A 16,834-nucleotide genomic window follows, 5' to 3' on the forward strand; every position below is an offset into this window, starting at 1 on the left:
TCCTCGTCCCTCTTTGGATATCCCGGCTGAAACGAACAGAGTTGTCCAAGTCAAGTACACTAACCCGCATAACTTAACGGTTATGCATTGTCTTCTATCCTCTGCGTGGGGCCGACCGACATCGGCAGCGCGGGTTCCAGGATGGAAGGCGGGAAAGTATGCTTTTGGTTCAGGAAAAGGGGTTGGTTGTTCCAGCTTCCGACCCATGGATTTGCTTTGCAAATCCAGTCTTTCTTTTTCTGGATCAAATCAAGCGCGAGAAGGGCGTTTGGTGAATGCCTTGGCAGCAAGAGGCGATGAAAGACGTGATACTCTGCGATAAGCCATGGGGAGCTGAGAATAAGCTTTGATCCATGGATTTCTGAATGGGGCAACCCACCTGAAAGCTTCATATTGTTATCTTTGATACTCAATATGGGGTTTAAACAGGTACTTAAGACCTGAATACATAGGGTTTTAAGAGCAAACCCGGGGAACTGAAACATCTAAGTACCCGGAGGAAAGGAAATCAATTGATACTCCCCTAGTAGCGGCGAGCGAACGGGGACCAGCCGAGCCAGATAAGTGACTAGAACATGTTGGGAAGCATGGCCATAGCGGGTGACAGCCCCGTATAGGAAGCTTTGACGGACGTATTAAGTAGGGCGGAACACGTGAAATTCTGTCTGAAGATCGGAGGACCACCTTCGAAGGCTAAGTACTCCTTGCTGACCGATAGCGAACCAGTACCGTGAGGGAAAGGTGAAAAGCACCCCGACGAGGGGAGTGAAACAGTACCTGAAACCGAACGCCTACAATCAGTCGGAGGATCCTCGAGATCTGACGGCGTACCTTTTGTATAATGGGTCATCGACTTGGTCTCACGAGCAAGCTTAAGCCGTTAGGTGTAGGCGTAGCGAAAGCGAGTCTTAATAGGGCGCATGAGTTCGTGGGATCAGACCCGAAACCGAGTGATCTAGGCATGGCCAGGTTGAAGGTAAGGTAACACTTACTGGAGGACCGAACCCACATCCGTTGAAAAGGATCGGGATGAGCTGTGCCTAGGGGTGAAAGGCCAATCAAACTCGGAGATAGCTGGTTCTCTGCGAAATCTATTTAGGTAGAGCGTCATCCGAATACCCCGGGGGGTAGAGCACTGGATGGGTAATGGGGCCCCACAGGCTTACTGATCCTAACCAAACTCCGAATACCCGGGAGTACTAGATGGCAGACACACTGCGGATGCTAACGTCCGTAGTGGAGAGGGAAACAACCCTGACCTACAGCTAAGGCCCCCAATTCATGGCTAAGTGGGAAAGCAGGTGGGACGACCAAAACAACCAGGAGGTTGGCTTAGAAGCAGCCATCCTTTAAAGATAGCGTAACAGCTCACTGGTCTAAATAAGTTGTCCTGCGGCGAAGATGTAACGGGGCTCAAGCCATGAGCCGAAGCTTAGGATGCCGTAAGGCATGGTAGCAGAGCGTAGTGTGACATAGAACTCATCCTGTATTGCCGCCGGTTATGTGGTGCGCGTAAGCGCGCTCAAGTAGCCGAATAGGCGGTAGCGCAGGATAGAGTTCTTTCGATGAAGCCGGCGCGTGAGCGATCCGGTGGAGAGATCACTAGTGAGAATGATGACATGAGTAGCGACAAAGAGTGTGAGAGACACTCTCGCCGAAAGTCCAAGGGTTCCTGCTTAAAGCTAATCTGAGCAGGGTAAGCCGGCCCCTAAGCCGAGGCCGAAAGGCGTAGGCGATGGGAACTAGGTTAATATTCCTAGGCCAGGAGGATGTGACGGATTGCAGGTGTAGTTCAACCTTATCGGATTGGTTGGGCTGCTGAGCAGTTCCTGGAAATAGCCCTCCATCAGACCGTACCCTAAACCGACACAGGTGGACTGGTAGAGCATACCAAGGCGCTTGAGAGAACGATGTTGAAGGAACTCGGCAAAATACCTCCGTAAGTTCGCGAGAAGGAGGCCCGGTTCCTAGGCAACTAGGGGCTGGGGGCACAAACCAGGGGGTGGCGACTGTTTATTAAAAACACAGGGCTCTGCGAAGTCGCAAGACGACGTATAGGGTCTGACGCCTGCCCGGTGCCTGAAGGTTAAAAGGAGAGGTGAGAGCCTTGAATTGAAGCCCAGGTAAACGGCGGCCGTAACTATAACGGTCCTAAGGTAGCGAAATTCCTTGTCGGGTAAGTTCCGACCTGCACGAATGGCGTAACGACTTCCCCGCTGTCTCCAACATCGACTCAGCGAAATTGAATTGCCTGTCAAGATGCAGGCTTCCCGCGGTTAGACGGAAAGACCCCGTGCACCTTTACTACAGCTTCGCACTGGCATCAGGATTGTGATGTGCAGGATAGGTGGTAGGCTTTGAAGCGGAAACGCAAGTATCCGTGGAGCCTCCCTTGAGATACCACCCTTCGCACTCTTGATGTCTAACCGCGGTCCGTTATCCGGATCCGGGACCCTGCGTGGCGGGTAGTTTGACTGGGGCGGTCGCCTCCTAAAGCGTAACGGAGGCGCGCGAAGGTTGGCTCAGAGCGGTCGGAAATCGCTCGTTGAGTGCAATGGCAGAAGCCAGCCTGACTGCAAGACTGACAAGTCGAGCAGAGTCGAAAGACGGCCATAGTGATCCGGTGGTCCCGAGTGGAAGGGCCATCGCTCAACGGATAAAAGGTACGCCGGGGATAACAGGCTGATACTGCCCAAGAGTCCATATCGACGGCAGTGTTTGGCACCTCGATGTCGGCTCATCTCATCCTGGGGCTGGAGCAGGTCCCAAGGGTACGGCTGTTCGCCGTTTAAAGAGGTACGTGAGCTGGGTTTAGAACGTCGTGAGACAGTTCGGTCCCTATCTGCCGTGGGTGTAGGAGACTTGAGAGGAGTTGCCCCTAGTACGAGAGGACCGGGGTGAACGATCCACTGGTGGACCAGTTGTCGTGCCAACGGCAGTGCTGGGTAGCTATGATCGGACAGGATAACCGCTGAAGGCATCTAAGCGGGAAGCCCCCCTCAAAACAAGGTCTCCCTGAGGGCCGTGGAAGACCACCACGTCAATAGGCCGGAGATGTAAGCGCAGTAATGCGTTCAGTTGACCGGTACTAATCGCCCGATAGGCTTGATTTGATCCAGTAACAGAAAGACAAGACCAACCGCCTCAAGGAGAGACGGTAGGCGATCAAACAAGACCAAAAGCATACACCAAACTTGACAAAGGACAGCGCGTGCCAACGCAAACGGCACTGTTGATTGAAAACACAACCGGGCAGGACCGCGCATCCGCTTCGCGAATACGCTGCCTCCTGCTCGTCGCTTTTTTGCTTCGCAAAAACAGCGACGTGGGCTTTTCCTCGGTTTGGTGGTCATAGCGCAAGTGAAACACCCGGTCCCATACCGAACCCGGAAGTTAAGCACTGCCGCGCCAATGGTACTTGGGCTTAAGCCCCGGGAGAGTAGGTCACCGCCAAACCTAGTAAAAGCCCAACAATCTCTCTAATACGATGAAAATAATACCTGGCCTCAAGTAGCCGAATAGGCGATAGGCCCACCAAAGCGTCGCGGGGTGGAGCAGTCCGGTAGCTCGTCAGGCTCATAACCTGAAGGTCAGAGGTTCAAATCCTCTCCCCGCAACCAAAATCCAAACAGCCCGTTCGATCTACAAACAGTCCACTGGACTGTTTGCTTAACGATCAAACCTCGTCAGGCTCATAACCTGAAGGTCAGAGGTTCAAATCCTACTCCCGCAACCAGCGTCGGAAAATCACAACACACACCCCTCGATCTACAAAAAGTCCAACAGACTGTGGGCTTGGATGTCGCTGCCAAAACTACCTAGCTTCCAAATTAAACACACACATATTCACAATTTAATTTGGTTTTTGCAGACTCAACCGTAACGCCCGTGCTAGACCTAAATTTGAAGTAGGGGGACTTCAGAGGGGCGACATGTCTCAGGACCTGAGCAAGTGGCTAAGCGCAATTGGATTATCTGACTACGCGCAAGCCTTTCTAGACAACAAGATAGATTTTTCCATTCTGCCAGACTTGACGGCAGAAGACTTAATTGAAATCGGGGTCACTGCGGTTGGTGATCGTCGAAGGTTGTTGCGTGCCATTGAAACTCTTGACGTGGCTGAAGCAACCACAATGCAAGACACTGCGGCGTCTATAGAACCTGCGCGACGGCAGGTCACCGTGATGTTTGTTGACCTGACTGGGTTTACAAAAATGTCCAGTGACTTGGACGCCGAAGATTTGCACGCCTTGCTCAACCAGTTCTTTGGCAAAGTGGACAATGTTGTTGAGAAATATGGGGGGCGCATAGACAAGCATATTGGCGATGCGGTCATGGCCGTTTTCGGCGCGCCTATATCACATACAAATGACACAGAGCGGGCAGCCAGAGCGGCGGCCGAGATACATGCAGTATTGCCAACACTGACACCACCGCTGTCTTGTCATATCGGAATTGCCTCGGGGCAGGTCATTGCCAGCACTACCGGCAGCCAGGCGCACACGGAATACACCGTTACCGGCGATGGGGTCAATTTAGCCTCGCGTTTGACCGACATCTCAAAAGGTGAAGAAACGCTTGTTTCTCACGACATCCAACGCGCCTTGGGTCCGCTGTTTGTGGGTGAGTCTATCGGTGTGCAGGATATCAAAGGATTGAATGAACCCATCGAAGTCTGGCGTCTGGACCGTTTGGCCCGGAACATTCGGACAAGACGGCATAAGTTCATCGGGCGCGATCGTGAGATGTCGTTGTTTTCAGCAACGTTTGACCGGTGCAAACGGCACGGAGAAGGCGAAGTCCACGTGGTTCTGGGCGAACCGGGTATCGGCAAGACGCATTTGTCCGAGCAGGTGGCCGAGCTGGCCAAAAGCCTGTCCTATTCGATCCACAATGGAGTTGTTATGGACTTTGGTGCGCGTGAAGGGCACTCGGCCATTCAGTCCGTGGCCCGCAGTGTTCTGGGTCTTGACCCATCGGATGGGCCAAAAACGGGCGCCGCCGTGGCCAAGGAAGCGGTCGCCAAAGGTTGGGTCAGCCCTTCTAATGCAGCGCATCTCAACGCTTTGCTTGAGCTTGAGCAAGATCCGGGATTGGCCGAGGTTTATGCTGTCATGGACAACAAGACCCGGCTACGTGGGCGCAGGCAGGTCATTGATGAGTTGTTGATGGCCCGCAGTCAGGACGCGCCCTTGCTGATCCAGATCGAAGATATCCATTGGGCCTCTCCCGACATTCTCGCAGCCTGCGCACATATCGCAGCAGTAACGCGGCAAATCCCTTGTGTCTTGATGATGACCAGTCGGGTTGAAGGGGACCCGATCGATCGAGACTGGCAAATGGCCACAGAGGGCGCGCTTGTCTCTAAACTAGAGTTAGCTCCAATGGGGGAGGACCAGGCGCGGCAACTGGTCGAGGAATTTACGGCCATCGATCCCGAGCTTTTGGACACTTGCGTTAAACGAGCGGGCGGCAACCCTCTGTTCCTGGAACAGTTGCTGCGCAACATTGATGTGCTCAAGCAGGAAACGGTTCCCGGAAGCATCCAAGGCATCGTGCAGTCGCGTTTGGATGCACTGGATCGCACAAGCCGCAGCGCCATTCAGGCGGCGTCAGTGCTGGGGCAGAGATTCTCACCCGAGGTTCTGAATTACATTCTCGGCGAAGGGCATCTGGATACCACAAATCTGATCCGCTCGGCCCTGATACGAGAGGCCGGTGCAGACCTTATGTTTGCGCACGCGCTGATCCGGGACGGATCTTATGCCACGTTGGTTAAATCCGAACGCGCGCGCTTGCATCGACAGGCGGCCAAATGGTTCGAAGATCGTGATGCGACCCTGCGCGCACAGCATCTGGACCGGGCGGGTGCCAACAACGCGGCGCAAGCCTATCTGGACGCAGCCGACAAGCTGATCCACGCGTTCCGGTTCGACGACGCCAGCCCGTTGATCGAACGCGCTTTGGAGCTGCCTTCCCCCGCAGGCGTCCGGTTTGACCTGCTGTGTGCACGGGGTGAGACGCACCGGCTGCAGGGCCTGTCTAACGAAGCTTTGCAGGAGTTCCGGGACGCGGCGGGTCTTGCGGAGACGGATGAGCAAATTAGCCGGGCGCATATTGGCCTTGCACAGGCAGCGCGGCAGGCCAGCCTGTATCAGGACGCGCTTGAGGCGCTGGACACAGCTGAAGCTGCGGCTGAGCGTGCTGGCTCCGAACGGGACGTGGCCCAGATCAACTATGTGCGCGGCAATGTGTATTTCCCCTTGGGTCGCGACAAGGAAGCACTGAGTGCGAATGAGCGGGCTCTCACGTTGGCCCGCAAACTGGATTCCGTGCGCCTTGAAGTGGGAGCGCTCAGCGGATTTGGTGATGCCAACTTCATGAAAGCCACCATGAAAACGGCGACTGGCTTTTACACGCAAGCTGTTGACCGGGCGCGTGAAAAGGGGCTGGTTCGGGATTTGGCGGCCAATCTGCACAACCTGAGCGTCGCGCGCAGCTACACGGGGGATGTCGGGCAGGGGCGCGCAGACGCAAACGAAGCCATCGAAGTTTCGCAGAAGTATTTTGCTTTTGTGCCGGAATGTGTGGCTCAGACCTGCCTGGGTGTGGCCGAAACGTTTTTGGGCGATCTTGATCGAGCGCTAGAAGCATTCCGGGTATCGGCCGAGATTGCTGAGCGTGTCGGGGCAAAACGGCTTGAGGCACAAGCGCTGGAGCATCTGGCCCGCACGCAGGTTTATGCCAGGCAAATGGATCAGGCTTTGGAAACAGGCCGACGGGCGGTTGAGATTGCACTGGAACATGGGCGGAATTTTGTAGGGCCCAAAGCACTTTCGGCGTTGGCGATGGCCGAAACCGACCCGGATGAACAAATGCGCCTGTTGAATTTGGGGGCCGAGATTATCGCAGAAGGGTGTGTCGGCCACAGTCATCTGCATTTTTACCCCGATGCCAGCGCAGTCATGCTGGCGCGAGGTGATTGGCAGGCGGCGAATGACTATGCGGATGGGCTGGCGGTCTTTACGGCAGGGGAACCTTTGCCAATGGTCGATTTGTCCATCCGCCAGACGCGTTTTTTGGCGGAATGCGGGCAAATTGGCATCCTGCCACGCAAACATGAGAGTTTTGCCAATCTGCAAGCCGAGTTTGCCGAGATGGGAATTACTCAATCCCTGCTGGGGCCCGCTGATTTTCTGACGGAACAGGCAGGAGGCTGAATGAGCGTCGAGAAGAAGGTTTGGCTTATCTCTGGCCTGCTGACCCTTGGGCTGGCGGGTCTTTTGTTGAAACTCTGGATCGAGTTGAACCATTTCGAAGGCGATCCGACGCAGTTGCCAGATCAAGCCGCAGTAGACTCATATCTGGGTAAGCTGGATGTGGAGCCTGACTACTATGTGCGGACAGGGATTTTCATAAAGTCATTCAGTTTTCTGGGGGCCAGCGATGTTCAGGTCACGGGTTATATCTGGCAGCACTATGAGACGGGCGTGCATGACCAGATCCTCCCGAATGAGGATGAGGTCGGGTTTCTTCTGCCCGAAGCAGTAGATAGTGCAAACGGTCTGATCGCCGAGGCGTACCGACTGCCGCAACCTGACGGCGTATTGGTGGGTTGGTATTTCGAACAAACCCTGCGCCAGAGCTTTGATTACACAAGTTACCCTTTTGATCACAAAACGGTCTGGGTGCGGTTCTGGCCGTCCTCGTTTGAGGATGCCGTCGCGTTGGTTCCCGATTTCGAGGCCTATCCGGCAACCGGGCCGGACGACATTTTTGGGATCGACAACCAAATCGTGATGGGTACGTGGGAGCGGGAAAACACCTATTTCGACTATAAACTGTCAAATCTGGATACAACGCTGGGCATCGGCCAGAACGCCTATCAAACCAACGCGCCCGAGTTGCACTATAATTTCGTCATCAAACGCAATTTTGGCAATGCGTTTATCGTTCATATGGTCCCCTTGATCGTTGTGATGATGTTGCTGTTCGGTGCGGTCATGACCGTCACCCGCCGCGAGGGTTTGGCCGAGAGGCATGATTTCAGCACGTCCAGCGTGATCGGCACCTGTTCGGTTTTGTTCTTCGTGATCCTGCTGGCGCATGTGCAGCTGCGCGAAGGCTTTGCCGGCTCGCCCGTGATCTACATGGAGTCGTTCTTTTTCCTGATGTATTTCATGTTGCTGGCGGTATCGGTCAACACGTACCTATTCGCCTCCGAGGCGGTGCCGTCGCTGCGGATCATCCACTATCGGGACAATCTTATTCCCAAGGCCAGTTTCTGGCCGTTTGTGCTGCTGTGCATGGTGGCGATCACGGCTTACAACCTCAGCCTGAAGGAAAGCCCTGAGCCGCCGCCAATCAGCACGCAAGACGGTTAAGCTACAGGTTCAAACCCCGGTTTTGGCTCGCCCTGCGCCATGTCCAGCGTGTAATCACTGACCATCTCTGACGTGCCGTCGCGCAAGTTCTTTAGGTATTTCTCTGGCTCCGCGATCACATAGGCGTATGCGGGCTTCATCACACCGTTCACGACCACATTGATCTTCTTGCGGACATACACGTTTTCGGTCGAATTTGGACCGTGGTAACCTTCCAGCTTATCCAGCTCGTGCAAGCCGGATTCCGTCACGCGATAAACCTCACCACTGACCTGTTTGCCCATACCTTGTTGATCCACAAGCGTGGCCATACGGTGCAGGTATCCGCAGTTCGGATTGTCACAGAATGGCTCTTTCGGGACGATCAGCGGCATGGGTTGCCGGGTGCGGGCCGGACCCACGAAGTCGTTTAGAACTTTGCTGTGCGCTTCGTGGTTCGGGAATCCCTGTTTCAGCGAACCATATGTGAAATACAGATAGGTCGGCTCTTGCACCGCCACAAAGCTTTCATCGCGGCCATCTTCCGGGTCAGCAAGCTTCACGTTGTGATCGCGCGCCCAGTTGTCCAGCATGGTTCGGATTTCGGGCTCGATCGTCATGCCCTGCACAAAATCGATGCACGAGGTCGCGTCCATGTTTTCGGCCCCCAGCAGGATTTCAACCATCCTGGGCGCTTTGTTCATTACCGCCACATGCAGTGCAGTGAACCCGTGATCGTTGACGATGTTGACGTCGATATCGCGTTTGATCAGGTCCTGGGCAGCTTCATAGTCCGGTTTGCCCAGATCATGGCCGCTTTCGTTCAGCTCACCTTCACCACCGGCTGCATAGTGCAGCAAGGAATCGCCATGCGCTTCGTCCACGATATTGACCCCGACGATGCCTTCGTCGATGGCGCGGAACACGCGTCTCCATTCGTTGATGTCATCGGCGGCGGCGGCCTCGCGCGCCCATTTGCAGACACGGTATTTCTGGTCGTCCAACTCCTCGAAGGCGTCTGCCAAAGCTTCCATGATCTGGTCAGGCGTGGCCATCATGCCGATACCCATCCGACCATTTGACAAGCGCCCTTCGCGCGGACCGATGAAGTCGACACCCAGCGTCTTCAGCTTGTCGACGTTGTTCTGCGTGGTGATGTTGTTCCACATATTCGTGTTGCAAGCCGGGCAAAGGATCACCGGTTTCTTCTGGTATTGCCATGCCACAAAGACCGAGGTCAGAAGATTGTCAGCAATACCGTTGGCCACCTTTCCCATCGTGTTGCAGGTGATAGGGGCCACAATGACGCAATCGGCCCAGTCGCACAGCGCCAGATGCGAGGCCCGCACTGGCATGTCAAACTTCATATAGCGGAAATTCCACTCATCATCGTCGCGGTAATAATCATGATGGGTGATCTTGGCGTCGATCCTCTCGGCCCCGAAATCGCGAAAGAACTTTTCGGCCGAGACCGAGGGGATCAGTTTCACGTTGTGCCCGGCATCGACGATGCGTTCGACAAGTTCAGGGATTTTATCTGCCGCAGACGAGCCGCAGGCACACAACAATACGTTGCGCTTGCCCACGTTGACCTGATTCATCACCCCTTTGGGATAGCCGAAAGGATTCTTCTCAAGGCTTGGTGTTTCATTCAGGTCGGAAACTGGCAGTCCTTCTTTGCGCATCCTGGCTTGCAATTCACCGGCCCGGATCATGTCCACTATGTCTTCCAGCTCTTCGCTTTTGCTGATGCACTCTCCTTGGAAAAACAAATACGGCACGTCTGGTCGCTCACCAAGCGTTACCAGTTGTCGCCGCATCCGGATCATATTGGGGTCGCGCCCGCCTACGTCGATCTGCTTGACGGTTGTCGCGCCGATGTTCGACAGAATACTGCGCAGCATATAGGACCAGGGGTCCTCATCCTCATAGAACAGAACCATCGTATTGTGCTTGAGGATACTTACAACATCGCTTGGGTCCTCGGGCGGGTCGATTTCTTCGATCATCACCAATGCGGGGTCTTCCAGATCGCGTAGGCCACGAAAAATATTGCCGCGTGGCGCTTGCCAAACCTGAGAGGTCGCGGGGCTCATGTCGACAATGGTGACAACATCGGTGTTTTCTTCATAGGCAATGCAAAGACACCAGAACTCTTCCAGCAGGGCAGTTTCCCGATAGACGTTTTCCGGCGAACGGATCGCTTCGATCCCGGTGACCCGATTGAAATCGATATTGATCATCAGGTGACGATCTTTGTTGGTATTCAGGCTTTTCAACTGTTCCTTGAACCAATCCTGCGGGCTTTGGATCGATGTGTCCTTGCGGGTAGCAAAGCTTTGGAACGTACTGCCCAGATGCACGTTTTCAGACTGGCTAAGGTATTTTTCCGCCATTTCGTGCATGTCTTTTGCAGTGGCGACTCGGCTGACGGCCTCAGTGAACGACGCCTCGGTCGCCCGCAGCAACTCATCCTCGTCTACGCGGTTGTCGCCGTGAATGGCCAGGCTTTCCGCCAGCACACCCAGCGAGTTCATGTTGGGCGTCGCCCGGCGGAACAGGTTGCGGCGCTTTTTGGGATCTTTCGCCAGATAGCGCGTGCTGTCGACGTAGTTGCACCGTTGTTTGAACGTTTTCAGATGGGTTTTGACCGCAGCACGTGCCGAGAAGCGCAGAATGCCGCGTGATCGCATCGAGGTTCCATCGCGGTCCGACATAGCCTTCCACAGCCGTTCGATCGTTGTGACCCAAAGCTTTCCGTATTTTTCAGGATGCACATCCATCATATGCACCAGACCGGTGCTTGGGTTGCATTTGGCGATGACGGCGAAATGGCCACCTGGCATATTTTCTTTGCCATGGGCGACACCGACCTGAAAATTCGCCACCAGAATATCGTTTTCTCCGCCCAGCCGATTGGATTCGTCGATTGCCTCAAGCAGCAGGGGAACGTTGGTTGTGTCTTCATCCATGAAATAGGCCTGAACCTGAACCCGGTCCCGAAGCCCTTGCGAGTGGATGTAGGTGCAGGCGACGTCAAACAGTTCCCCCAGCGAGATACCGTCATTCACCACAAAGGATGACGGCAATGCGCATTCGCGGAAAATGTCATTCACCTCGCAACTGAACCCAAGCGCAGACATGCTGAGCGCTGCGGCTGTCACGCTGCAACAGTTGATTGGTTGCTGAAAATTCTGCAACTGGACGCTCACCAGATCCCCGAACATGGTGGCAAAACAGGGTTTGCGTACCTCTTCCGGTATCTTCCGCCAGTTATCGCTCGACAAATAGGCCAAACATGTGCCGTCCAATGCAAGTGCTTCAAGGCTGACAGGTATGTCCGAGATCTGAAGGTGTTCTTCGTAGAAATAATCGCCCACATCTGCGCTGGCCAGCGGTTGCCCATTCTGACGCAACTGAACGACACCGCGCAGCACAACATACATACCCTTAGCGGGCAGGACCGTGTTTCCGGTCACTTCGATACACTCAAAATGTGGATTGATGACAGCAGGGTTCGCCACTTCGGCCTCACCCGGCAAGACTTTGTAAATCAGGGTCCAATCTGCGTCGCTTGGAATATATGATCTGGTATTGGCAATTTGATCTGTGGTCACAACTATGCCCCCCCGGAGTTGCGTTTCAAATTTCAATTTTGGACCAGCAGAATGTCTGTGTGTTTCCCGGACAGGCATTGGTCTTTGTGCACCAAAGATCGCCCTGTTCTGCGTCTTTTCACTGGTCGAGACTGATCTGTTGATGAAAAAAGTATAAACAAATCGGCCTAATTGGCCGCACAGTATCCGATTTTTAGACAAAAATCACGAATACAGTGAACTTGACGGATGGGTTGCAGGTCCATGGGGCGAAAGCAGGTTGAAGCGGCGCTTGCCGCGCGCCATTCTGAGGGCCCGTTGTCATTCGGAATCCAGGCCGGAGTTTCGCTTAATCGAAGAAAAGATAGTCTAGTCGCATTACGGCGCTGGCCTTTTCCTGACTCACACCAAGAAACCCGGCGATGACAACCTCGTTTTCGCTGCGCGAGGCCGTTTCACGCAAGCGCAGATAATTCTCAAGCCCGGCAGCCCGGATTTGTTGTGATTCATAGTTCAGATCATTGCGCAGCGTCGGCACCAGTTGTGCCACGTTTTCTGCAGGGCTGTTTTCTCCGGCCAGCCCGACGCGGCGTGCATGACCGATCAGATAGTCGTCTGAATACTCGCATTCGATCTCGAGCACATGGGTTTTGGCCTGATCGCCGCAGAAATCCTCAAGCACGTCAAGATTGGCGGGGTCGAGACACAGAACCAGTTGATCCGACCCGAAACTGTCAAACAACATTCTCACCACGGCCCGTCTGTGGCGCGAGCGTTTTGCAAGGCTCGTTTCTATCCCGCCCAGATCGGGCATCTGTGTCTCTTCTTCGTTGAACAGGTACTCGACACAGGGGATATCGGTTTCGGATGCGATCTGATCGACCAGTCGCTTGGCGACGTGCCATTTCTTGCAGACGATGACGAAAAGCTCGCGCTCGGGGTCCAACGCGCGACCGGCTTCCCAGAAACGTTGCCCAAATCGGCGGCCAATACGCCCGCGTCCGGTCAAAAACGCAAACAGGTTGCGACCTTCACTCGAGACCGGAAACTCAATACCTTCACTGGCATAAAGCGACCCCAGGCGATCTTTAAGCTCGTGTGCTTCGGGGCTGATCTTTCGGGCAAACAGATAGTCCTGACCCAAAAGCATATCATAGTGATCGTTGTAGAAAGTGACCGGCATTCCGTAGTCTGAAAACATCAGGAAGGTTGGTGTGCGGTTTTCGATCTCACCCTTCGGTATCAGATGGCGGACCAATGTCTGAAAGAAGGTCTCGTCCGGGATCCAGGTGGTTGAGAAAAACCGGATCACGTCTCGTCGCTGGCGCAAAAAGTCCAGGATCTTCTCAACGGTTCGGCGGCGCAGGCACCACCATTGGCTGCCGATCATAATCTGCAGGTCTTCGGGAATACCCCGGGTCAGACCAAAACGTTTCTGCATCTCGTAGGCGGAGTAAAACAGTTTGGGCTGCGTGCGTTCATTGAAATGATGGCGATAGATCAGACGGTCTTCTTTCATGCCGGTCTTGATCCAGTTGCTTTCAAAGAAATCGTGGCTTTCGATGAAATCCTTGTCGCGTTCGTCCAGAAAACGGTGGGTATATTCGGCAGTTTTTATGGCCATGCAATCGCCAGACAGCATGTAGAAATGCGTGGCGCGGGGGAACGCCTCGACCGCGGCCTTCAAGGCGTTCAGCGTGGCGTGCACCAGTGACCACTCTCCCCACCCGCATTTGATGCGCTTTGCAGCGAAGGTCACATTGGGGTTTTCGCGCAGCGCGCTACGGATCTGGTCATACGCGGCAGAACTGGCACGTGCATCAAAGTGGATCGCCATGCAATCGCCTGCAGCGGTCAGCTGTTCGGCCTGCGCGATGATGGCCTCGGGGTCCTTATGGCACAGCAATATGTAGGCAATCTTTGCCATTGAGATCAGGTAATTTCCGTTTCTGCCCGGTTTCAACCGTGATACTGAGGATGCGCGATTGAATAAACAGAATAATTTTGGTTCTTTATTACCAAACGCTGGCGTATCGGATCGAGACCTGACCAGCGAAGGAGGCACAGCAGATGGGGTTTCCCGGCACCTGGATGACCGAGAGTGAAAGCATGGTGTACCGCGTGGTGCCCAAATGTGCGTGCTCGACCATTGGCCAGATCATGTATTACTCGGATCACGGTCAGTTTTTCGATGGCGACATCCACGATGCCAAGGATGGCATGCATAAATGGGCTTTTGACCAGAGTCAGGGCCTGATCACCAACAACGTGCGCAGCCACGCCTCATATTCATTTACCTGCGTGCGCAACCCTTATACCCGCATCCTCAGCTCGTTCTTTGACAAGATCTGCGGCATCCAACGCAACGGCAAGCGATACCGGGGCAATCTGGTGCCGACGCTGATCTACAACTACGGGATCGAAGTTGGCGGAGATGACGGTAAGGGTGAATTCGATCAAATCGCCAGCTTCCGCCGGTTCCTACTGTTTGCCCGTGATACGATCCGCTGGCGGCGTCCGATGGACCCGGACATTCACTGGTCAGCCATGTCGGGTCATGTGTCGACCTTCATCGTGAATGGCGGGCGTTACGACCGGATTTTCTGGACCGAAGCGTTCAACGACGGGATGCAGGGTGTTCTGAACCATGTGGAATTGAAGCATCCCGTTGCGTTGTCCGAGATTCCGCGGTTCAACGAATCCGAAGGCCACGGCCCCAAACGCGCCCATCCGGTCGAGGATTACTTCGACGATCTGTCGATGCATCTGGTCTATGAAATATACAAACAGGATTTCGAGCTGTTCAAATACGATTTCGAAAACCCGGCCAACAAGATGCCGATCGGCGAAATCGATCTGGATGAAATTCACGCCAAACTGGGTGACTGAGAGCGGCTCGCTCTCTCTCAGAGTTTCTGGCGAAATATTTCCAAAGGTTAGACTTGGAAGGGTCGGTTAACGGCCAGCCGAAAAGACTGGCCGTTACCAAATCAAAGCTGGCGCACAGCCCCTTTTGCCGCGCTGGTGGTCAGCTTGGCATAGGCTTTCAGTGCCGTAGAGACCTTACGTTTGCGCGGCGCGGCAGGTTCCCAGCCTTTGGCGTCTTGCTCCTGGCGGCGCTCAGCCAGTTCTTCATCAGACACGGCCAGGTGGATCGAGCGGTTGGGGATGTCGATCTCAATTGTATCGCCGTTCTTGACCAGTCCGATTTCACCGCCTTCGGCCGCCTCGGGCGAGACGTGGCCAATTGAAAGGCCCGAAGTACCGCCGGAAAAACGTCCATCAGTGAGAAGGGCGCAGGCTTTGCCCAGACCTTTGGATTTCAGATACGAGGTCGGGTAGAGCATTTCTTGCATCCCCGGACCGCCACGCGGTCCTTCGTAACGGATGACAACCACGTCGCCCTCTTTCACCTTGCCGGTCAGGATATCACTGACGGCCTGATCTTGGCTTTCGCAGACATAGGCAGAGCCGGTGAACTTCAGGATGTTTTCATCAACGCCAGCCGTTTTCACGATACAGCCGTCGCGGGCGATGTTTCCGAACAGAACCGCAAGGCCACCATCCTGGCTGAAAGCGTGTTCCTTCGACCGGATCACGCCGCCTTCGCGGTCAGTATCCAGTTCTTTGTAGCGGTTCGACTGGCTGAATGCCTGCGTTGTGCGCACACCACCGGGGGCTGCTTTGAACAGCTCTTGCGCCTTGGGGTTGTTGGCGATCTTGATGTCCCAGTTGGCAATCGCCTCGCCCATCGTGGCCGAGTGCACGGTGCTGCAGTCTTCATGCAGCAGGCCCGCGCGGCTGAGTTCGCCAAGGATCGAGAAGATGCCGCCAGCGCGGTGGACGTCTTCCATATGAACGTTCTCGGTATTCGGCGCGACCTTGCACAGGCACGGCACGCGACGGCTAAGGCGGTCCATGTGGGTCATGGTGAAATCCACCTCGCCCTCATGTGCGATGGCCAGAAGGTGCAGCACCGTGTTGGTCGACCCACCCATGGCAATGTCGAGGCTCATGGCGTTCTCGAACGCGTCAAAAGTTGCGATCTCACGCGGCAGGAAGCCTTTTTCGTCCAGATCATAGTGCCGTTTGGTGATCTCAACGATACGGCGACCCGCTTCCAGGAACAGCTCTTTGCGGTCCGCATGTGTTGCCAGAGTCGAACCGTTGCCCGGCAAGGCCAGACCCAGCGCTTCGGCCAGACAGTTCATCGAGTTGGCAGTGAACATCCCCGAGCACGACCCGCAGGTCGGGCAGGCGTTCTCTTCGATGTGCTGCACTTGCTCGTCGGTGAATTTGTCATCCGCGGCGGCGACCATGGCGTCCACAAGGTCGATTTTCTTGGCATCCAGATCGGCGATGTCGATCTTGCCCGCTTCCATTGGACCGCCAGACACAAAGATCGCCGGAATGTTCAGGCGCATGGCGGCCATCAACATCCCCGGAGTGATCTTGTCACAGTTCGAAATGCAGACCATCGCGTCAGCGCAATGCGCATTGACCATGTATTCCACTGAATCCGCGATCACCTCACGCGAGGGCAGCGAATAGAGCATCCCGTCATGGCCCATGGCGATGCCGTCATCCACCGCGATGGTGTTGAACTCTTTTGCGACGCCACCGGCGGCTTCGACCTCGCGCGCCACCATCTGTCCCAGATCTTTCAGGTGCACGTGGCCGGGCACAAATTGGGTGAACGAGTTGACGATGGCGATGATCGGCTTGCCGAAGTCATCATCGCCCATGCCTGTGGCACGCCACAATCCGCGGGCACCGGCCATGTTGCGGCCATGGGTAGAGGTTCTGGATCGGTACAATGGCATGATGCTGTTTTCCCTATTTCCTCGGGTTGCATGTCTTTAGGTTCGTACGTTA

The 16,834-nt window shown here is 54.9% G+C and carries 6 protein-coding genes, 1 tRNA gene and 2 rRNA genes; 6 read left to right on the forward strand and 3 right to left on the reverse strand.

Annotated features, from left to right (window positions below):
* Positions 1-247 precede the first annotated feature (247 nt).
* The 5 genes from ACXADZ_RS00020 to ACXADZ_RS00040 all read left to right on the forward strand — a co-directional run bounded on the left by ACXADZ_RS00020 (position 248) and on the right by ACXADZ_RS00040 (position 8,384).
* Positions 248-3,113 (forward strand): 23S ribosomal RNA (locus tag ACXADZ_RS00020).
* Positions 3,114-3,341: 228 nt separating this feature from the next.
* Positions 3,342-3,456, forward strand: a 5S ribosomal RNA gene (gene rrf / locus ACXADZ_RS00025).
* Positions 3,457-3,543: 87 nt separating this feature from the next.
* Positions 3,544-3,620, forward strand: a tRNA-Met gene (locus ACXADZ_RS00030).
* 312 nt (positions 3,621-3,932) lie between these two features.
* Positions 3,933-7,220, forward strand: coding sequence for an ATP-binding protein (locus ACXADZ_RS00035; RefSeq protein ID WP_475191614.1), 3,288 nt, complete (start codon positions 3,933-3,935; stop codon positions 7,218-7,220).
* Complete coding sequence (locus ACXADZ_RS00040) at positions 7,221-8,384, forward strand: hypothetical protein (RefSeq protein WP_171096638.1); 1,164 nt, start codon at positions 7,221-7,223, stop codon at positions 8,382-8,384. It abuts the gene before it with no gap.
* Here the strand turns inward: ACXADZ_RS00040 and ACXADZ_RS00045 are convergent.
* Together ACXADZ_RS00045 and ACXADZ_RS00050 are read right to left on the reverse strand one after the other, a co-directional pair.
* Positions 8,381-11,980 (reverse strand): flavoprotein, encoded by a 3,600-nt coding sequence (locus ACXADZ_RS00045; protein ID WP_475191616.1) that lies wholly within the window; start codon positions 11,978-11,980, stop codon positions 8,381-8,383. The genes ACXADZ_RS00040 and ACXADZ_RS00045 overlap by 4 nt on opposite strands.
* A gap of 328 nt (positions 11,981-12,308) precedes the next feature.
* Complete coding sequence (locus ACXADZ_RS00050; protein ID WP_475191617.1) at positions 12,309-13,886, reverse strand: DUF5928 domain-containing protein; 1,578 nt, start codon at positions 13,884-13,886, stop codon at positions 12,309-12,311.
* A gap of 143 nt (positions 13,887-14,029) precedes the next feature.
* On the opposite strand from ACXADZ_RS00050, the gene ACXADZ_RS00055 reads away from it, so the two are divergent.
* Positions 14,030-14,848, forward strand: coding sequence for a sulfotransferase family protein (locus tag ACXADZ_RS00055; protein WP_475191619.1), 819 nt, complete (start codon positions 14,030-14,032; stop codon positions 14,846-14,848).
* Between the two features lie 101 nt (positions 14,849-14,949).
* Here the strand turns inward: ACXADZ_RS00055 and ilvD are convergent, their stop codons facing one another.
* Positions 14,950-16,782 carry a dihydroxy-acid dehydratase gene (gene ilvD, locus ACXADZ_RS00060; RefSeq protein ID WP_171648544.1) on the reverse strand — a complete coding sequence of 611 codons (1,833 nt, stop codon included), beginning with the start codon at positions 16,780-16,782 and terminating at the stop codon, positions 14,950-14,952.
* Between the last annotated feature and the right edge of the window lie 52 nt (positions 16,783-16,834).

It is taken from the genome of Ruegeria sp. ABM4_193 (genome assembly GCF_056158705.1).

Coding starts and splice junctions, on each gene's coding strand:
- ilvD (WP_171648544.1), bottom strand. CDS start 16,782: ATGCCATTGTACCGATCCAGAACCTCTACCCATGGCCGCAACATGGCC.
- ACXADZ_RS00035 (WP_475191614.1), top strand. CDS start 3,933: ATGTCTCAGGACCTGAGCAAGTGGCTAAGCGCAATTGGATTATCTGAC.
- ACXADZ_RS00050 (WP_475191617.1), bottom strand. CDS start 13,886: ATGGCAAAGATTGCCTACATATTGCTGTGCCATAAGGACCCCGAGGCC.
- ACXADZ_RS00055 (WP_475191619.1), top strand. CDS start 14,030: ATGGGGTTTCCCGGCACCTGGATGACCGAGAGTGAAAGCATGGTGTAC.
- ACXADZ_RS00040 (WP_171096638.1), top strand. CDS start 7,221: ATGAGCGTCGAGAAGAAGGTTTGGCTTATCTCTGGCCTGCTGACCCTT.